Here is a 16972-nt window from a genome sequence, read left to right on the forward strand (position 1 = left end):
CCCATCCGGGTGCGGGATGGCCGGTGGTCAGTCCGGTGCGCCGGTTCTTCTGCCGAGAATGGAGTGCTGGTGATGACGCGCTCGCGACACAGCCTGTATTGGGTTGTCGGCCCGGCGATGCTGCGCGCCGCCGTGGCTGTAGCAGGGCCGGCGATGCCACCATGGCCGGGGCCCGAAGCTCCGCTGGAGCGCTGGCGGTCCTGGCTGGCGGCGGTATGGGCCGATGACGCCTTCCGGCAGGCCGTGGCCAGCGCGAGTCCGGATCTGAACCGACAAGTCCAAGCAATCCTCGGCGGGAGGCCGATCAAGCTGCGCCGGGTCCGCCGGGCCGCACTGGCCACGGCCCGGTACGCGATCCGGAGCGTGCACCGCTCCACGCCGTTCGGGCTGTTCGCCGGGGTCGCACCGGTGGAGTTCGGCGACGTGGCGCAGGTGCGCTTCGGGCCTGAGCACCGGGTGGTTGCCCGGCCCGAACCGGTGGCGCTGGATACGGTGATCAGCGCCTTCGAAGGGGACGCCGAGCAGATGGCCGGCGTCGAGGTCTGCGTCAACAGCCTGGCGCGAGCGGCAGGCGGGCGCGTGTTCGTACCGTCCGAGGGCGCCTCGGAGTTCTCACTCGTGCTGACGCCCGCAGTTGCGCTGGTCCTCGAAGCGGCCCGGTCACCTGTCCGGTACGGGGACCTGGTGGACAAGCTCGCCGCCGAGTTCCCGGGCGCGGGCGCACCCCAGCGCACCGGGCTGCTGGCTGAGTTGCTGCGGGTGCGGCTGCTGCGGTCTGCGCTGCGCGCGCCGGCCACCGTGGTTGATCCCCTCGACCGGCTTCCGTCGGCGCTCCGTGATACCTGGAGCGCCATGTGCGCGCCGGATCTGCTGCTGGACGCCGCGGTGCGGCTGCCGCACGCGGTAGTGGTGGAGGCGGAGACCGCCGTGACCGTCCTGACGCGCCTCGCCACGCACCCAAGGGGCACTCCGGCGTGGTGCCGCTACGCCGAGCGGTTCGCCGACCAGGTCGGCGAGGGCGTTCTGGTGCCGTTGGAGGAGGTGACGGACCCCGGGCGTGGGCTGGGCTTTCCCGAGGGGTTCGGCGAGGTGTCCGAGCCGCCGCGACCGATGACCCGACGGGACCGGCTGTTGCTGGAGCTGGCCGGCACCGCAGCCGTCGAAGGCAGCCGGTCGGTGGTCTTGTCGGACGCGATGGTCGAGAAGCTGGAGGTCGCGGCGGGCGGGCCTGTGGTCGCACCGCCCCACCTGGAGCTGTGTGCGCAGGTGCAGGCGGCCTCGGTACGGGCGCTGGATCTGGGGAACTTCCGCCTTCGGGTGTCGACCGTTTCGCGTGCGGTCGGCTCGATGACCGGCAGGTTCTGGCACCTGGTCCCGGAAGCCGGCGCCGCCTTGGGCGCTCTGCCGACGGTCGAGCCCGGGGCGGAGCTCGCCCAACTGTCGTTCCATGCCGGCCGTATCCCGGCCGACCTGCTCACCCGCGCCCCCCAGGTGCTGCCCCGGGTGGTCAGCGTCGGGGAATTCCGGCACCGCCGCGACGGGGTGCTGTTCCCGTCCGATCTGGCAGTCGGCATACAGGACGGGCGCCTGTTTCTGGCCGAGGCCGCCACCGGCAGGCACTTGGAGGTGATCGCGCCGACCGCGATCAACTTCGTGTGGAACAACTACACCCCGCCCCTGGCCCGGTTTCTGGCCGAGATCAGCCGCGCCGCGACCGCGCCGGTGGCCTGGTTCGACTGGGGCGCGGCCTGGACCCTGCCCTTCACCCCCGCCCTGCACTACCGGCGCTCCGTCCTGACCGCCGCCCGGTGGCAGCTGCGAGAAGGCGCGCTGCCCGGCCCCACCGCGAGCCTGGACCAGTGGGCGGAGCGACTGCACGCCTGGAAGGACCGGGCTCGGGTGCCGGACCGCGTGCTGCTGGCCGAGGACGACCAGCAGCTTCCGCTCGATCTGCGCCAGGACATGCATCTGGATCTGCTGCGCGCCCGACTGGACTCCAGCGTGACAGGCGTCGCGGTGCTGCACGACGCACCGCCGGTGGACGCGAGCGGTTGGATCGACGGACGGGCCCATAGCATCGTCCTTCCCCTGGGAGCCCGTTCGTGACCGCGATTGCGGATGCGGTGCTGCCCAGGAGGCAGGACCTGTCGGAGCAGGGCCTGGGTGTAGCGCTGCTGCACCTGGAGCGCGGTGACCTCGACACCGTGCGCAGCAGCCTGGCGCGGGCGGTCGCCGGCGGTGTCAGCGCCGGCGGCAACGCCTCGCTCTTCCATGGCGCCCCGGCATTGGAGTTCGTGCTCAACTGCGCCGCGCGTCCCGACCAGGGGGTGCGGGACGCTGTTGACCGGATAGTGGCCGCCCGGCTGGCGGCGGCCCGCCGGCGGCTGGCGTCCGGGGCGCTGCCGCGCCTGGCGGAGTTCGACCTCATCCGGGGCCTGAGCGGACTGGGGGCCCTGCTCCTGCAGCGCTGCGTTGCCTCGCCGCTGCTCCATGAGGTGCTTGTCTACCTGGTCGGTCTGGCCCGGCCGTTCCGCATCGACGGCCGGGATCTGCCGGGCTGGTGGACGGGAACTGGACCGGCCGAGGAGGAGATGCCTGGTGGCCACGGCAACAACGGGGTGGCGCACGGCATCGCCGGCCCCTTGGCGGTGCTTTCCCTCGCCGCCCGGCAGGGCGCGCAGGTGCCTGGGCAGTTGGACGCCATCGAGGTGATCGCGCGCTGGCTGGACCGGTACGGCGGCCACTACTGGATCAGCCGCGACCACCTGGCCGACCATGGGCCTACCCGGCCGGCGCCCGCCCGTCCGTCCTGGTGCTACGGCCGGCTCGGCGTCGCCCGCGCCCAGCAACTGGCCGCTATCGCCCTCGGCGACCCGGTCGCCCGCGTCACCGCGGAGGACAGCGTCGCGCACGCGCTGACCGACCAGGCCCAGCTGGGCCTGATCACCGATGCCGGCCTGTGCCACGGCTGGGCCGGCCTGCTGACCGTGACCCGCGCCGTCGCCGACGACAGCGCCGACCCTGCCCGGTTCACACCGATGATTATCGACCTCCAGGCGTGCTTGGTGGACGGCCTGGACGGGCTGCCCAAACCCGGATTCATGGAGGGCCGGGCCGGCGCACACCTGGCCCTGGGCAGCACGAACGCCTCCGGCTGGACCCGCGCCCTGCTGATCACCTGACCCCTCGCACAACCACTCCGAGCCCACGATCACCAAGGAGCCCCCGGTCATGGACACCGACGACGAGGACCTTCCCCTCAGCCTTGAGCAGGGCTGGTGGCATGCCACCGTGTCCTTCACCGGCGGTTCCGGCCCGAGTCCGCAGGCCGCCCGGGCCCTGGTCTCCGCACTGGGGAACCAGCGGTTTCACTTCCTGCGCAAGGACGCAGGGCTGCGGCTGCGCACCGAGCACCCCGCGGCCGACCTGCTGGACCGCCTCGTCTCCGACCAGGTGGTGGGCAGTTGGGCCAGGGGCGTTTACGAGCCGGAGACCGAGGCGTTCGGCGGCGAGGACGGCATGGACATCGCCCACGCCCTGTTCTGCGCCGACAGCCCGGGCGCCCTGGCCCAGACCGGCAGTCCGGGCACCCGGGAGCGCTGCGTCCTGCTGCTGTCCGCCATGTTCCGGGCCACCGGTCTGGACGCGTTCGAGACCGGCGATGTCTGGGCGAAGCTCGGCTCCCTGCGCCCACCGGTCGAACCGCTCACCGGGCCCGCCCTCGACCATGCGGTCACGGCCATGCGGCGCCTGATGAACGCCGACGCCGCAAGGCGCCCGGACGCCGAGCCCGGCTGGGCGAGCCGTGTCACGGCGTTCGAGGACGCCGGGCGCTCCTTGCGGAAGCTGCAGGCCGACGGGCAGCTGACGCGCGGGCTGCGCGCCATCCTGGCCCACCACGCCGTCTTCGCCTTCAACCGTGCCAAGGTACCGGCCGACCAGCAGGCCGGGGCCGCCTGGCTGGGACGTCAAGTCGCCTTCGCCCAATGGAAGTCAGCCGACGTGTCCACCCTGTGGGCGCCTCCCGCGGCCCCTACCCTCACTGCAATGGAGACCACCCTGACCGCCGAGACCGATCCCGCCGCACTGCGCGAAGCACTGGTGACCCGACTCGTTGACGGCCGGCACCTGCGCACCCCGGCCGTCAGCGCCGCCTTCCGGGACACCGAACGCCACCTGTTCCTGCCCGGCGTCGACCCGACGGCCGCGTACGCCGAGGACGCCGTGCCCATCAAGCACGACCCGGCGGGCGAGATGATCTCCTGCATCTCGGCGCCCTCCATCGTCGCCACCCAGTTGGAGCAGCTCGCCGCCGGACCCGGGCACACCGTCCTGGAAGCCGGGGCCGCCACCGGCTACAACGCCGCCCTCCTGGGCCGACTCGTAGCCCCGGCCGGCCATGTCTGGACGCTGGACGTCGACCAGGACCTCGTCGACCGCGCCGCGAAGAACCTCGCGCAGGCCGGCGCCGCGAACGTGGAGGCCGTACTCGGTGACGGCGCCGCCGGCCTGCCCGGCCACGCCCCGTTCGACCGCATCCAGTTCACCGTCGGCGCCGGCGACATCCCGGTGAAGATCCTCGATCAGGTCGCCTCTGGCGGACGCCTGGTCATCCCGATGCGGATCCGCGGCAGCATCAGCCGCAGCTTCGCCTTCGAGCGCGATGGCGACACATGGAGGACCGTCTCCTGCGAGATGTGCACGTTCATCCCCTTGCGCAAGGGCGTCTGCGACGACGTCTACACTCGCGTCCCGCACGCCGGCGAGGGCAACGTCCGGCTGGAGACCTTCAGCGAGCAGGAGGTGGACCGCGACGGAATGCGCACCATCCTGGACCAGCCGCAGACCAAGGTCTACTCCGGGGTGAAGCTCCGCCAGGGCGACCCCTTGCAGTGGCTGTACCTGTACCTGGCGTGCGTCCTGCCCAACGGGCTGTCCCGCATGCCCGGGAGCCGTCCCGGCTTCTTCCCGCAGTTCGGGTGGGGCGCCATGGCCGCCCTGGACGGCGACGCGCTGGCCTACCTGACCGTGCGCGAAGGCGAAGACGAGCAGGGCAGGTTCTGGGAGCTCGGCGTCATCGGCCACGGATTGCGCGCCACCGAACTTGCCGGGCACGTCGCCGACGAGATCCGCATGTGGGAGGAGGGCTGGGGCAACACCGCGGCCGAGCCCACCTTCCGGATGGCCGTCGGCGGCGCCCGCGACCAGTTGACGGCTCCCGATCCGCGCCTCGTCATCGACAAGCCCTACAGCCGCCTGGTCGTCGACTGGCCGCGCAGGAGCTGATCCGATGGTCCCCTTGATCGCCGGGCGCATCCCGCTGGTACGCCGGCCCAAAGCACCCGGCTTACCCCTGGAGCAGCGCCTCACCGAACTCGGCGCCCTGACGGCCCTACCCGCCGGCGCGAGCCACCGCGATCAGGTGGCCCGCGCCAGCGCGGTCCTCAACTACGCCGCGCTGATCGCCTCCGACACCGCGATGCCGAACCTGGCGTTCCAGCTGTGCTGGAGGCAGTACGAGGTCTTCGCCGCCGCCGGGTATCTCATCGGGGACATCGCCGTGATGGCGCTCATGCCGGTGGTCAACATCGCCCGGTTGCTGATCCGCGAAGGCGACGGGGAAGCAGCCTACGACGTCCTGACCAGGCTGTACCGCGCCGCCCAACAGCGCAGCAGTGCCGAGATCCGCGGACGCACCGTCGACCTTGCCGCACTGACCGGCACCGAGGCAGATCACCGGAAAGTCTGCGAGGAACTGTGGATGATCATGCTCATCGACGGCGCCAGAGCCCTCGCCCAGGTCGGCCGCTGGACCGAGGCGGCCCACGCCATGACCGCGCACCGCGGGGTCGGCAACCGCCTCCTCGACGGCCGCCAGATCATGATCATGTCGCTGCTGGAACGCGGTCTGGAACAGCAGGCCCGCGCCGTGATCGAGTCCACCGTCCCGGCGGAACCGTGGGAGAACACCATCGCCGACCTCCTGCGGCTGTCCTGCTGGCCTGCTGGCCCGCCCGTGCTGCAGCCAGAACTCGACCGTGCGCTGCGGGGAGCGCTTGCGCTGGTACGGCCGGCCGATCCCGCGACCGCGGCGTTCCAGGCCCGAGTCGCACTGACCGCGATCGACCTCGCCGGTGACCGGAGCGGCCCGTACACCACCGCGCTGCTCGACGCCGTCGTGGACGTCGCGAGCGCCGACGCCTACGCGGCCCGCGATGTCCTCCACCACGACCTCACGTGCTCCCGCATCACCCGCGAGCAACGGCAGGTACTCGATGCCGTGCTCACCGCGTCCGGGCTCGGCGCCGGAAGTCTGACCGAAGCACACACCAAGTCCTTGACCAGAGCCGCTGACTCAGGCGCTGCCGCACTGACCGGACTCCTCCGACGGACCCCGCCGCCGACCGGTCCTTCGGCGAACACGGGTGAACCGATGAACCCACCTCCGCCGCCCGCTACAACCAGCGATCCGGATGCCGGTGACGAAGTGACCGCTGCGCGGATGTCCACCGGCAGCTGGCAGCGGCACCCGGTTCAGCGGCACACGCCCGGAAGGGAGCACATGACCTCCACCCCCTATGGCACCGGTCCCCCCGGGCACCGCGAAGGCCCTCGGAGTGCCACCGGATGGCGCGGGTGACCGGGCCGGTGCCGCCGAGCGCAGCCGACGAGACCGCCGAGGTGCCGCGGGCGCGCACCGGTGAACTCCCGTTACCTCCCGCCTCCGCGCCGGCCTCCCCGGAGGGCGAGCAGTTGGGAGAGGAGCTGAAGGACGCGTACTGGTCGACGTGGGACGGGGCCGCGGCCCGTGCGAGTCTGCGGACGATCTTCGGCCGGCTGCCGCGATCATCCGGCGGGTCCTGATCATGGCCTGGCGTGCCGACGCCCGGGCGACCGCCGCGGTGATCGTGCTGCAGCTCGGGTCCGCCGCGATGGCGGCGTTCGGGCTGCTGGCGTCGATCGGCGTTCTGCAGGCCCTGTTCGCTCAGGGTGCCACGCCGGACCGCATCCGGGCAGCCGTTCCCTCGCTGGTCCTGGTGGCCGGTCTGCTGATGGCGCGCGCGGTCCTCGACACCGGTGTCACCTTCTACCAGGCGCGGCTGACGCCCAAGGTCCGCCGCATCGTGGAGACCGAGTTCCTCCATCTGACCGCGCACGTACGGCTGGAGGCGGTCGATGACGCGGATTGGTCAGACGACTCCTACCGTGCCAACGATCGCGGGCTGTACTACGCACGCGAGTCGATCACCCAGATCCTCGAACTCGCCTCCGCCCTGCTGTCACTGGTTGGCGCCGCCTCGGTGCTCACGTTCCTGCACCCTTTGCTGCTGCCGCTGCTGATCGCCTCGGTGATCCCGCAGGGTCTGGCCTCCGTGCGGTCCGCGCGGCTGCGGTTCCTGTCCCAGGTCCGCTACAGCACCCTCCAGCGCCGCATGCGGTTGTTCACCTGGCTGCTGCTGGACCAGACCTCCGCCCCGGAACTGCGCTCCTCGACCGCCCAGCCGGCGCTGCTAGCCGAGCACGAGCGGATCGCCGTGGCGATCGAGGAGGAGGACACCCGTCTGGGCCGGGCCGAGGCCCGAACCGCCCTGCTGGGCCGCGCGATCGGCGGTATCGCCACCGGGCTGACCTATGCCGCGCTGGCGTGGATGACGATCGCGGGCTGGCTGCCGCTGGCATCGGGCGGCGGCGCGGTGCTGGCGATCCGGGCGGCGCAGTCCACCCTGACCCGGATCGTGCTGGCCACCCACGTCGTCTACGAACACGCCTTGTGGGTCACTGACTTGATGACCTTCCTCGACAAGTGCCGCACCCTGATGCCCCGCAGCACCGGCCGTGTCCTGGCCTCCCAGGTGGGGACCATCACCGTCGACAACGTCACCTTCACCTACCCCGACGCCGCCAAACCGGCCCTGAAGGGGGTGTCGATGCGCCTGCACGCGGGCTCCACCGTGGCGTTCGTCGGGGCCAACGGCTCTGGCAAGTCGACGCTGTCCAAGCTGCTGGCCGGCCTGTACGAACCGGCCTCCGGCGCGATCCGCTGGGACGGCACCGACGTGATGGAGGTCGACGCCGAGAGCGTCCAGGCACAGGTCGCGATGGTGCTCCAGGACCCGGTCGAGTGGCCGCTGTCGGCGCTGGCCAACATCACCATCTCCACGGGCACCATCACCGAGGCCGATCCGCAGCGCGCCCACCAGGCCGCCGTGGACGCCGGCGCGGACGCGGTCATCGCGGACCTGCCGCGGCAGTGGGCCACCCCGCTGTCACGCCGTTTCAAGGACGGCCAGCAGCTGTCGGGCGGCAACTGGGCGAAGTTCGCCGTCGCCCGCGGGCTGTACAAGGACGCCGCGCTGCTCCTGCTGGACGAGCCGACCGCCAGCATGGACCCGCGCGCCGAACACGCCGTCTACACCGCCGTCCTGCGCGGGCGCCGCCGCAAGGACCGCATCACCGTACTGATCTCCCACCGGCTGGCCAGCGTCATCGAGTGCGACCACATCTACGTCTTCCGCGACGGCCACGTCATCGAGGACGGCACCCACACCTCCCTCATGGCCGCCGGCGGCGAATACGCGGCGATGTTCACCCTCCAGGCCGCCGCGTACCAGAGCGAGCCCGCGGTGTAAGTTTCGCGTCTCGGTGGACAACGCAGCCGTGAGGTGGACAGTAGATGGGCAATCTCGTGGTTCCATGGGCACTGACTACGCTAAGTAGATACAGTATTCCGTTTGGCGCTCAAGGGTCAGATCCGATCCAGCGAGAAGCTCTCACTGGCGGCGACGTCGATCCGGTTGATGACACGTCGGTGTGAAGAGACCCTCGTGGGGAACTGCTCGACCGTCTACAGTGCCCGTCCGGATCCCGTATGGCCAGTGCAGGAGTCGAAGGCGAACAGGTACGCCCCCGCCGTCCCTGTGACTGCCACGCCGGTCCCGTCAGGCAGCCAGCAGAGCGATGTCAGCGGCTGATCGACGCGCATCATCGTCGCAGGGTGGCCGGTGGCCACGTTCCAGATCCGCACTGTGTCGTCGGCGGCGGCGGTGGCGAGCCAGGTCCCGTCCCGAGAAACCGCCACCGCCCCCACCGCGCTGGTGTGGCCGAGGACGGCCGTGGTCCGGCCGGTTGCCACGTCCCAGATCCGCACCGTGTCGTCGACAGCGGCGGTGGCGAGCCAGGTCCCGTCCGGAGACACCGCCACCGCGAGCACCCAGTCGGTGTGGCCGGTCAGGATGGCCGTGGTGCGGGCGGTGGCGACATCCCAGATCCGCACCGTGAGGTCGTCGCTGCCGGCGGTGGCGAGCCAGGTCCCGTCCGGGGATACCGCCACCGCAGACACCAAGCCTGTGTGGCCGGTCAAGGTGGCCGTAGTGGCGCCGGCAGCGGCATCCCAGATCCGCACCGCACGCTCGTCATCGGTGGCGAGCCAGGTCCCGTCCGGGGAAACCGCCACCTCAGACACCCAGCCGCGATGGCCGGTCAGAATGGCCCTAGTGGCGCCGGTTGCCACATCCCAGATCCGCACCGTGGAGTCGTTGCTGGCGGTGGCGAGCCAGGTCCCGTCCGGGGATACCGCCACCGCCCGCACCGAGCCGGTGTGGCCGGTGAGGATGGCCGTGGCGACGCCGGCTACGTCCCAGACCCGCACCGTGGAGTCGTAGCCGGCGGTGGCGAGCCAGGTCCCGTCCCGAGAAACCGCCACTCCGAGCACCGAGTCGGTGTGGCCGGTCAGGGTGGCCGTGGTCCGGCCGGTGGTCACCTTCCAGATCCGCGCGGTGCCGTCGGCGCTTGCGGTGGCGAGCCAGGTCCCGTCCCGAGAAACCGCCACTCCGAGCACCGAGTCGGTGTGGCCGGCCAGAGTACGGAGTAGCGCGGGATCGGGCAGGTCGGGCAGTGGCCATCTGTTATGGAGCGCCGGGTGTTCGGGGCGCCAGGAGGCGGCCTGCTCACACCAGGAGGCGTGAGCACTCAGGCGGCTACGGAGGACTGCGGCGCGTGCGTGTGCGGGGGTGGTGGGGGCGAGCAGGTGAGCGGTGCTGGCCAGGGCGCGGGCGGCGCTGCGGGCGGTAGTGGTCGGTATAGCATCCAGGTCGGTCCAGGGCGCGGCGATGCCGCGTTGGTCAAGTCGCCATTGGATCCAGCGCAGGTCGGTGGCGACGGCTTCGGCCTGCACCTGGCGGCCGGCGGCCAGGAGATGGGCGATGAGGTGGTCGGCGAGGTAGCCGTCGGACATCTGCCACCACGCCCGCGCTACTGCGCGGTCGGCACCGGGGTGCGGCGGCGCGACAGGTAAGGCGACTGCCGCGGCGTCGACAAGGACAGAGTTCAACTCCCGTAGCCGGTCATCGCTGAGGCGGGCACGCAGGTAGTCGCCTATAACATCGTGGAGATGGATCCGCCCGCCGTCCTGCGGATCCAGAGACAGCAACGACACCCTGCCCATGGCCCCGCACAGTGCTCTGGACTGTTCAAGGGTCAAGGAGCCGGTGGCCTGCCACAGTGCGGCGACGAGTTCGACGGGGACTGTCTCGTCCTCGGCGTAGATCCCGAGTTCGGTGAAGCGTTCGTAGCCGCCGGCGGGCAGCAGTTGGGCGGCGGCTTCGATGGCCGCCCGAACCGCGGTGCTGCGCTGCTCGGAATCGTCCAGGTCCACAGTGGTGTCCGGGTCGATCGCGGCCGGCCCCCGGGAGCGCAGCCGTTCCAGGACACCAGCCGCAGCCACGGCAGGATCGGCGCCAGCGTCCAACTGTCCGGCGATCGTCCGATGGGCCAGGCGCAGCAGCAGCGGCAACCGGCCGGTCGCGCGCAGCAGCCCCTCGGTGATCTCACCGGGCCATGGAGGCAGTTGCCAGGTCAGCATGAGCTTCGCCTGCGACGGGGACATCTCGTCGACCAGGACACGCTCAGCATCGGCGGGAAGGATCTCCGGGATCCTGGTGGTCACCAGCCGTACACACCGCTGCCCGCCTACGAGGAACGGTGTCAGCTGCTCCGGGAACCAGATATCATCCAGGATGAGCAGGGCGGGCGGTCTCTGGTCCAGCAGTCGCCCCAGATGGGCACCGGCCAGCTCCGGATCACCGAACGTGGCGGCGTCTCCGGTGATGAACCGCGTGGCTTCCACCACCTTCATGGCGATAGCAGCTGGGCTGCGTACGCCCCGGCCCAGCGTGATCAGGTAAACGCGGCCACGGAAGCGGCGCCGCACCCGCCAGTTCGCCGACACCATCTTGGCCAGTGTGGTCTTCCCGAAACCCCCGGCTCCATGCACGCCTGTGGTGCTGGTGATCCCCACTGCCCGCCGCCCGCTGCGGCACACCGCGGACACCACCTGATCTGCCTCGCTCCGGTCGACCACCCACCCCGGCACCTGCGGAGGCGCCGGCGGCGGCGGATCATCCCGGCCAGCACCAGCCCCCTTCTCCGAGATCACGACCACGACGCCCACCACGAGCAGCAGCACGGTGAACCCACCGAACGCCGGCCACGGATACCGCCGCAGCAGGTCAAGCACACCAGGCCACCGGTCCTGGCCAGAGGCGACGTTACCGGCCAGCGACGCACCCGCAGCGGCAACCACCTCGACCGCCAATAGCCCCACTAACAAGGGATTACGACTGCCGGCCATCCAACCCCCCCGCTCCGCACAACACCGTCGCGCGAGGCTACCCCTGCGCACCAGCACCCCAAGACCGAACGCACCAACCCAGGCATATCTGATCAGGCCCCTACATCGAGGCCCCGTGCCGTCAGACCCGCGACCGGCTCCACCAGCCCCAGCCTCCTACTGCGCCGTCCTATCTTCCAGGAGCCTGCGGGAGATGGTTGGTGCCCGCCTCAGCGCCGTCCTTCGGGGCGGGCGTGTTCAGCAGGAACCGCAACTCCCAGCCATACAATGAGTTCGACCCGAGGACCGACCAGACCGCAAGCGGACCACCGATCGCTGCCAGCGCCGAACGCGGGACTCACGGCTCACTCAAACCTGACTACCGATGGTGATTGCTGCGCAGCCCTCGACAGACATCTTTGCTCCCAGCCAGCAGACGAATCCTGTGCTCACGTCAGGCGGATTCAGATGTTCCTGCAGGAACCGATGCTCACGAAACCGCGGAACCTACACGCGGCCCCGGCTGGGCGAGGCCGAGGGGGTAACTGCGTGACGGGCCGCAATGAACCCGGCCCCCGGGTAGCAGCCCGCCCGGGGGATCCCCGTGACCCCTGGCGCGGGAAGTGTTCCCGCGCCAAGGATCCCGGCGCCGCGGCGACGGTCGCGCGACTTGAGGCCGACGGCGTCCTGCACGATCCGGCGCTACGCGCAGCGCTACTGCAGCTACGTCGCGAGGTGCTGATGCCGCGGGCGTACGTGCGCCGCAACAGCCCAGGCATGCAGCCCAGAGTGTGGCAACTCCTCGACAGCCCCCACCCCGATGATCGCGAGGAGTGGCTGCAGGTCCTTCCACCAGGACGAGCGCGTGGCCTACTTCACCCTCTATAAGAACCCCGTACACCTGCCGCCGACCCTGGCCCGTCTCATCCAACAGCAGATCACCACAGGCCATCCGCGCGCCGCCCTGGGGCCGCTTCCCACCGGCGAACACCCCGAACTCCTGTTACCAGGACGTCCCGCCAGCCGCCCTCGCAGCCCAGAGGCGCTGTCGGGACAACTCATGAAGCACGGCCTGCCCACCATCGCCGCCCGCAACACGGCCTTGTTCGGCATGGCCGGCGAACTTCCGCCGATCATCATCAGCGACCTCTTCGGCGTCCACAGGAATACCGCGATCCAGTGGGCAGCGCTCGCCCAGGACAGCTGGGCCGGCTACCTCGCAGCTCTCACCGGGGCAGGTCGTGGGACGACTGCGGGCGCAGCGGTGGCGCGTCGTCCGGGGCCGTGACGACGCCAGCCGCTGCGGCGTCGAATCCTGCTGGCCAGATCGTTGTGGCGTCGCACACCGCGCCTGTCAGGCTGGCCATAGCCAGGTCGGTACCCGTCAGGTCAGCGCCGCGCAGATCGGCCAGTTCGAACCGCGCGCCTATGACCACCGCACCCGTCAGATCGGCGCCGGTCAGGTCCGTCGCGCTCAAGTCCGCCCTATCGAGCCGGGCATGCCACAAGACCGCAGTCCGCAGGTCGGCCTGGTGCAGGTTGGCGTTGATGAGCACGGCGCCGGCCAGCCAGATGCCGGTCAGATCCGCACGTCGTAGATCCGCACCGGTCAGGCCCGCGTCGGAGAGGTCGCAGTAGTGCAGGTCGGCGTCGGCCAGGTCGGCGAAGGCCAGCCGCGCCCGCCGAAGGTCGATCCGGTCCAGGGGCAGTTCCTGATGGCGCGGTGTCGGCGCCCGGCGGCCGAGCACCGCCATCGCCGCCTGCCGGTCGGGGGACCGCACGGACAGCGGTTCTTCCCCGCCGTGGGTACGTGCCAGTTCGCCTTTGTGCGCCTCATCACGGGGGACGGGCCGCTCGTTGAGGGGAACTGCAAGTCCGTTGCGCTTCACGAATGAGCACAGCACCTCCGCGATCGGCCCGCGGTCGTCCGGCGAGTCATAGGCGATGCGTTCGAGGGCGAAGACCGCGCCGATCCGTACTTCCGGGCTGGTGCTGCCCAGTTGCTCCACGGCTGCCGTGAAGCGCTGGGTGATCTGCCCTTGGCGACTGACATCCAGCTGCCGCGAGGTGAAGTACGCACCGATCAGCAAGGCTACGCCCGCTAAGCCCTGCAACAGCGTGGTGCGGATGTCGTTGACCGCCCTTGCCCGGTCTGCGACGGATGTCGAGGGAGCGTCCCAGCTCAGCAAGTAGCGCGGTGCTACCACGGTGACGAAGGCGACCAGCACCACACTGCCGCAGGCTACGGCGAGGCCCGTCGCCCATGACCGGCCGACGCGGCGCGGCCCAGGGGGTATCTCCTCGCGTAGGGGGTGTCCGGGCAGGACCCTCTGCCCTCTGGACGACCTGGCCATCCCCCACCCTTCCTGCCAACGCTCGCCGCAATGGAAGAAGGATGCGTCTCGGCAGCCGTCTTCAAACGCCCGTCCACGACCTCGCCCACAAGGCGGCGGATTCAGACACAGGCAAAGCTCTGAGTGAATAGCGCACGGTCAGAAACACGGCCTCTTCACCAGTAGGCCCGGTGTTCACCCCGGCCGCGAACGCGCTGGCACACCGTCTGGCCCGGCATCATCCCCGGCCTGCCGCCCGTCCACGCTTATCCGCACGCCGTCGACCACCCGGCCGTGCCGGGGGAGCCGGCCGAGGCCGTCCGGCTGCGCCACGAGATGACGGACGCCACGATCGCCGACGGCTGGGCCCCGATCCCCGCCGTCCAGGACACCATGCGGACCGTGCCCGGCCCCGCTTCACACCGGAGCAGGACCTGCTCACCGCCTACGACGACGATCTGGCCGTCATCACCCGTCGCGACGACGCCGGGCGGGCCACCAGCTCAGTCTCGGCGGCCTGGCTCCAGGCCGACATGCTTGAAAGCCTTCACCTGCGACCGGGCATGACGGTGTTCGAGACCGGCTCGGGCGGCTACAACGCTGAGCTGATCGCGCACCTCACCGGCCCCGGTGCGGGCGAGTCGTCACTATCGACATCGACCCCTACATCGTCCGCCGCACCCGCCGCTTCACCGCAGAAGCCGGCAGCGGACGTGTCACCGCACTGTTCGGCGATGGCTCCCTCGGCCACATGCCCCCGGAGGGGCGGTCTGCGCGTGCGCGCGGGTCCGGGCCACACGGAGCCGGCCGTCAACTGCACCGATTACAAAGCCTATTGGCTTCATCGGTAATCCGGTTGCTATAGGCGGCGCGGCCTTGATAGTGGTGGCACTGACTGTCTCGCATCCTCTCGCAGATTTTTCATCGTAAAAGTTTGCCTATAGAAAAACGGGCTTTCGACGCTAAGAATGCATCCCAGGTCAGCAGGAACTTGGGAGGTACACGATGTCAGCCATCTGCAGCCTCGGCAGTCGGAGATCCGGGAGGTCTGCGCGAGGACGCGATCATCAGGTCCGGGGTCGAGTGGCTAATCCCAACTCCCTCTCGCCGCAGGTTACTTCTGATCTTCTTCTGAAGGCGAGCCGGGCGGAATCGCAAGGGGACGCCGAGGCGATTGTGGAGGTTGGGGGCGCCGTCGGTGAGCTCCTCGCCTTCTGCAGGGCAGGTCTTGCCACGCGGCACTCGGATGTCGCGGCAGCCGTCTGGGGGTGCGAGCACCTGCTCGACGGCCTCGGCCGGACGGTCGTCGGGGGCGAGGGCCTGCAGGTGGTGGCCGGGCGCCGTGCGATGGCCGGCGTACTGGCCCACGCCTACGGCTCGCCGGCACGGAGCCGGCTCGCCCTGTACTCCGAGTCCCTCCCCACGGATGGGGGTGCCGGATCGGCTTCCAGGGCCGCGGTAGATGCCGAGTTGGCCGCGCGGGGGGTCCGTATGCGCGCGGTGTACCAATACAGCGAAGTCGGACAGGCAGCGTGGCCGCGGGCTGGGGCAGAGGATGTTCGCCTCGCGGCTCTGGTTCCGGTGAACGCCCTGGTGGTGGACGACCGGACAGCGATCCTGCCGATCGACCCCGACCGCCCCGGCAGTGGCCTCGTGATCGTCAGCGACCCGGGGTGGGTCCGGCTGGTGGGCGTGCTGGCGGAGAGCTGCTGGGCAGGGGCCGCGGCTCAGCCGTGATCGGCCCGCGCAGTCAATGCCCACGCCCCCGTGTGGGCGGCGCCGCACCATCCCCGACCGGCCGCCCGTCCGAGGGACTACCGGTTGATCGCGCCTTTGAGAAGGAGAGTCGCTGTGCCCGCTGAATCGCTCCGGGCGGTACCCACGTCGTCTTTCGGCACGGCGCTGCCGGCCGCCGAGGAGCATCTCGTCCTCGCCGAGGCCCACGACCTGGCCCTGCCGATGTATCTGGCCCTCAAACGCCTCGGCTCGGGCACCCTTTCCGAGGTGTGCGCCGCGATCGGGACGCCCGTGCGGGCAGCCGAATCCGCCTGGCGGCACCTTCAGGCCCTGAGCCTGGTCCGGCCTACGGGAAGGGGTGAGGCTTTCGCCCCAGTAGATCCGGATGGCGCGCTGAAGAAGCTGCTCGACCTCCAGCGGCAACGGCTGCGGGAGCAGAGCGCCGAACTGGCGCAGACCCACCGCCGCGTACAGGACCTCCTCGGGAAGTTCCGTCCCGCCGCGATGCGCCACAGCGTGGACAGCAGCGTCGAGGTGAGCTTCGTCGCCGACCGTGCTGAGCGGACCGAGCGCCTGCGCTCCCTGCACCTGTCCTCACAGACGGAGATGTGGTCGATGCACCCCGGCCCCCTGCCGTCGGCCGCGGTCTTGGACAGGTCGCTGGAGCTCGACGCGGAGCTCGTGGCACGGGGGCTTCGGGTCCGTGCGGTCTACGGGCACACCGTTGCCGCCGGCACCCGGGCGCGCAAGTACCTGAGCGCGCTGGCCTCGCTGGGCGCCGAGGTCCGGCTCGCGCGGCAGGTGCCGTTCGACCTGCTGCTCTTCGACTCCCGAACGGCAGTGATGCCGAGCACGCCGTCCCAGCCCGACCATCCGATGCTGGTACTGAACGGCTCGAAGCTCATGGGCACCTACATCGCCATGTACGACGACGTCTGGTCACGCTCGGCCCCGCTTTTCAGCGACGAAGGCGGCGACGAGGAAGGCGCCGGGACGCTGTCGGACCGCCAGCTGGCCGTACTCAGGCTCCTGACGGCGGGCCTCACCGACGAGCAGATCGGCCGCCGGCTGGGGATCTCCACCAGGACGGTGGGCAGGATCTCGTCCGAGGTGATGGAGCAGATCGGCGCGACGAGCCGCTTCCAGGCCGGCGCCCTGGCTGCCCTCCTGGGGCTGGTCGCCCAGGGGGAATAACACCAACCGGAACCATTCATTCCGAATGGTGGATGGTGCTGGCCGACCTGGGGACCGTCGTGTTTAATCCGAGGTCCTGGCGGCATCCATCGGTGCTGGT

Annotated in this window: 11 protein-coding genes and 1 pseudogene; 10 read left to right on the forward strand and 2 right to left on the reverse strand. The window is 70.6% G+C overall.

Features of this window, described 5'->3' with window-relative positions:
- Positions 1-9 precede the first annotated feature (9 nt).
- From OG900_09515 to OG900_09540, 6 genes are read left to right on the forward strand one after another with little or no spacing between them, the layout of a single operon-like run.
- Positions 10-2106, forward strand: coding sequence for a lantibiotic dehydratase family protein (locus OG900_09515; protein WUH90314.1), 2097 nt, complete (start codon positions 10-12; stop codon positions 2104-2106).
- Positions 2103-3182: a lanthionine synthetase C family protein gene (locus OG900_09520; GenBank protein WUH90315.1), complete on the forward strand. Its 1080-nt coding sequence runs from the start codon at positions 2103-2105 to the stop codon at positions 3180-3182. Before OG900_09515 ends, OG900_09520 begins: the two co-directional genes overlap by 4 nt.
- 49 nt (positions 3183-3231) lie before the next feature.
- Positions 3232-5286, forward strand: coding sequence for a methyltransferase, FxLD system (gene fxlM, locus OG900_09525; GenBank protein ID WUH90316.1), 2055 nt, complete (start codon positions 3232-3234; stop codon positions 5284-5286).
- 4 nt (positions 5287-5290) lie between these two features.
- Entirely contained in the window at positions 5291-6640 is a 1350-nt protein-coding gene (locus OG900_09530) for a hypothetical protein (GenBank protein ID WUH90317.1), read from the forward strand.
- The gene (locus OG900_09535; protein WUH90318.1) at positions 6628-6864 is read left to right on the forward strand and encodes a hypothetical protein; all 237 of its coding nucleotides are present in this window, start codon (positions 6628-6630) and stop codon (positions 6862-6864) included. The genes OG900_09530 and OG900_09535 overlap by 13 nt, the downstream gene beginning before the upstream one ends.
- 2 nt (positions 6865-6866) lie before the next feature.
- Positions 6867-8630 carry an ABC transporter ATP-binding protein/permease gene (locus tag OG900_09540; GenBank protein WUH90319.1) on the forward strand — a complete coding sequence of 588 codons (1764 nt, stop codon included), beginning with the start codon at positions 6867-6869 and terminating at the stop codon, positions 8628-8630.
- Between the two features lie 215 nt (positions 8631-8845).
- Here OG900_09540 and OG900_09545 read toward each other — a convergent pair whose 3' ends face one another.
- Positions 8846-11629 carry a WD40 repeat domain-containing protein gene (locus OG900_09545; protein ID WUH90320.1) on the reverse strand — a complete coding sequence of 928 codons (2784 nt, stop codon included), beginning with the start codon at positions 11627-11629 and terminating at the stop codon, positions 8846-8848.
- A gap of 844 nt (positions 11630-12473) precedes the next feature.
- Here OG900_09545 and OG900_09550 point away from each other — a divergent pair.
- A complete protein-coding gene (locus OG900_09550; protein ID WUH90321.1) occupies positions 12474-12896 on the forward strand; it encodes a hypothetical protein in 423 nt (140 codons plus the stop codon).
- Here the strand turns inward: OG900_09550 and OG900_09555 are convergent.
- Positions 12835-13839 (reverse strand): pentapeptide repeat-containing protein, encoded by a 1005-nt coding sequence (locus OG900_09555; protein WUH90322.1) that lies wholly within the window; start codon positions 13837-13839, stop codon positions 12835-12837. The two genes, OG900_09550 and OG900_09555, sit on opposite strands and share 62 nt — an antisense overlap.
- Before the next feature lie 284 nt (positions 13840-14123).
- On the opposite strand from OG900_09555, the pseudogene OG900_09560 reads away from it, so the two are divergent.
- The 3 genes and pseudogenes from OG900_09560 to OG900_09570 all read left to right on the forward strand — a co-directional run bounded on the left by OG900_09560 (position 14124) and on the right by OG900_09570 (position 16872).
- Positions 14124-14698, forward strand: a pseudogene (locus OG900_09560) (methyltransferase, FxLD system).
- A 326-nt stretch (positions 14699-15024) separates the two neighbouring features.
- Positions 15025-15678 carry a hypothetical protein gene (locus OG900_09565; protein ID WUH90323.1) on the forward strand — a complete coding sequence of 218 codons (654 nt, stop codon included), beginning with the start codon at positions 15025-15027 and terminating at the stop codon, positions 15676-15678.
- A gap of 114 nt (positions 15679-15792) precedes the next feature.
- Entirely contained in the window at positions 15793-16872 is a 1080-nt protein-coding gene (locus OG900_09570) for a helix-turn-helix transcriptional regulator (GenBank protein ID WUH90324.1), read from the forward strand.
- Positions 16873-16972: the final 100 nt, after the last annotated feature.

The sequence above is a fragment of the Streptomyces sp. NBC_00433 genome (assembly GCA_036015235.1).
Lineage (GTDB): Bacteria > Actinomycetota > Actinomycetes > Streptomycetales > Streptomycetaceae > Actinacidiphila.

Bases quoted from the DNA above. Each gene is read 5' to 3' on its own strand.
- fxlM (WUH90316.1), top strand. From the start codon at position 3,232: ATGGACACCGACGACGAGGACCTTCCCCTCAGCCTTGAGCAGGGCTGG.
- OG900_09530 (WUH90317.1), top strand. From the start codon at position 5,291: ATGGTCCCCTTGATCGCCGGGCGCATCCCGCTGGTACGCCGGCCCAAA.
- OG900_09535 (WUH90318.1), top strand. From the start codon at position 6,628: ATGGCGCGGGTGACCGGGCCGGTGCCGCCGAGCGCAGCCGACGAGACC.
- OG900_09540 (WUH90319.1), top strand. From the start codon at position 6,867: ATGGCCTGGCGTGCCGACGCCCGGGCGACCGCCGCGGTGATCGTGCTG.
- OG900_09545 (WUH90320.1), bottom strand. From the start codon at position 11,629: ATGGCCGGCAGTCGTAATCCCTTGTTAGTGGGGCTATTGGCGGTCGAG.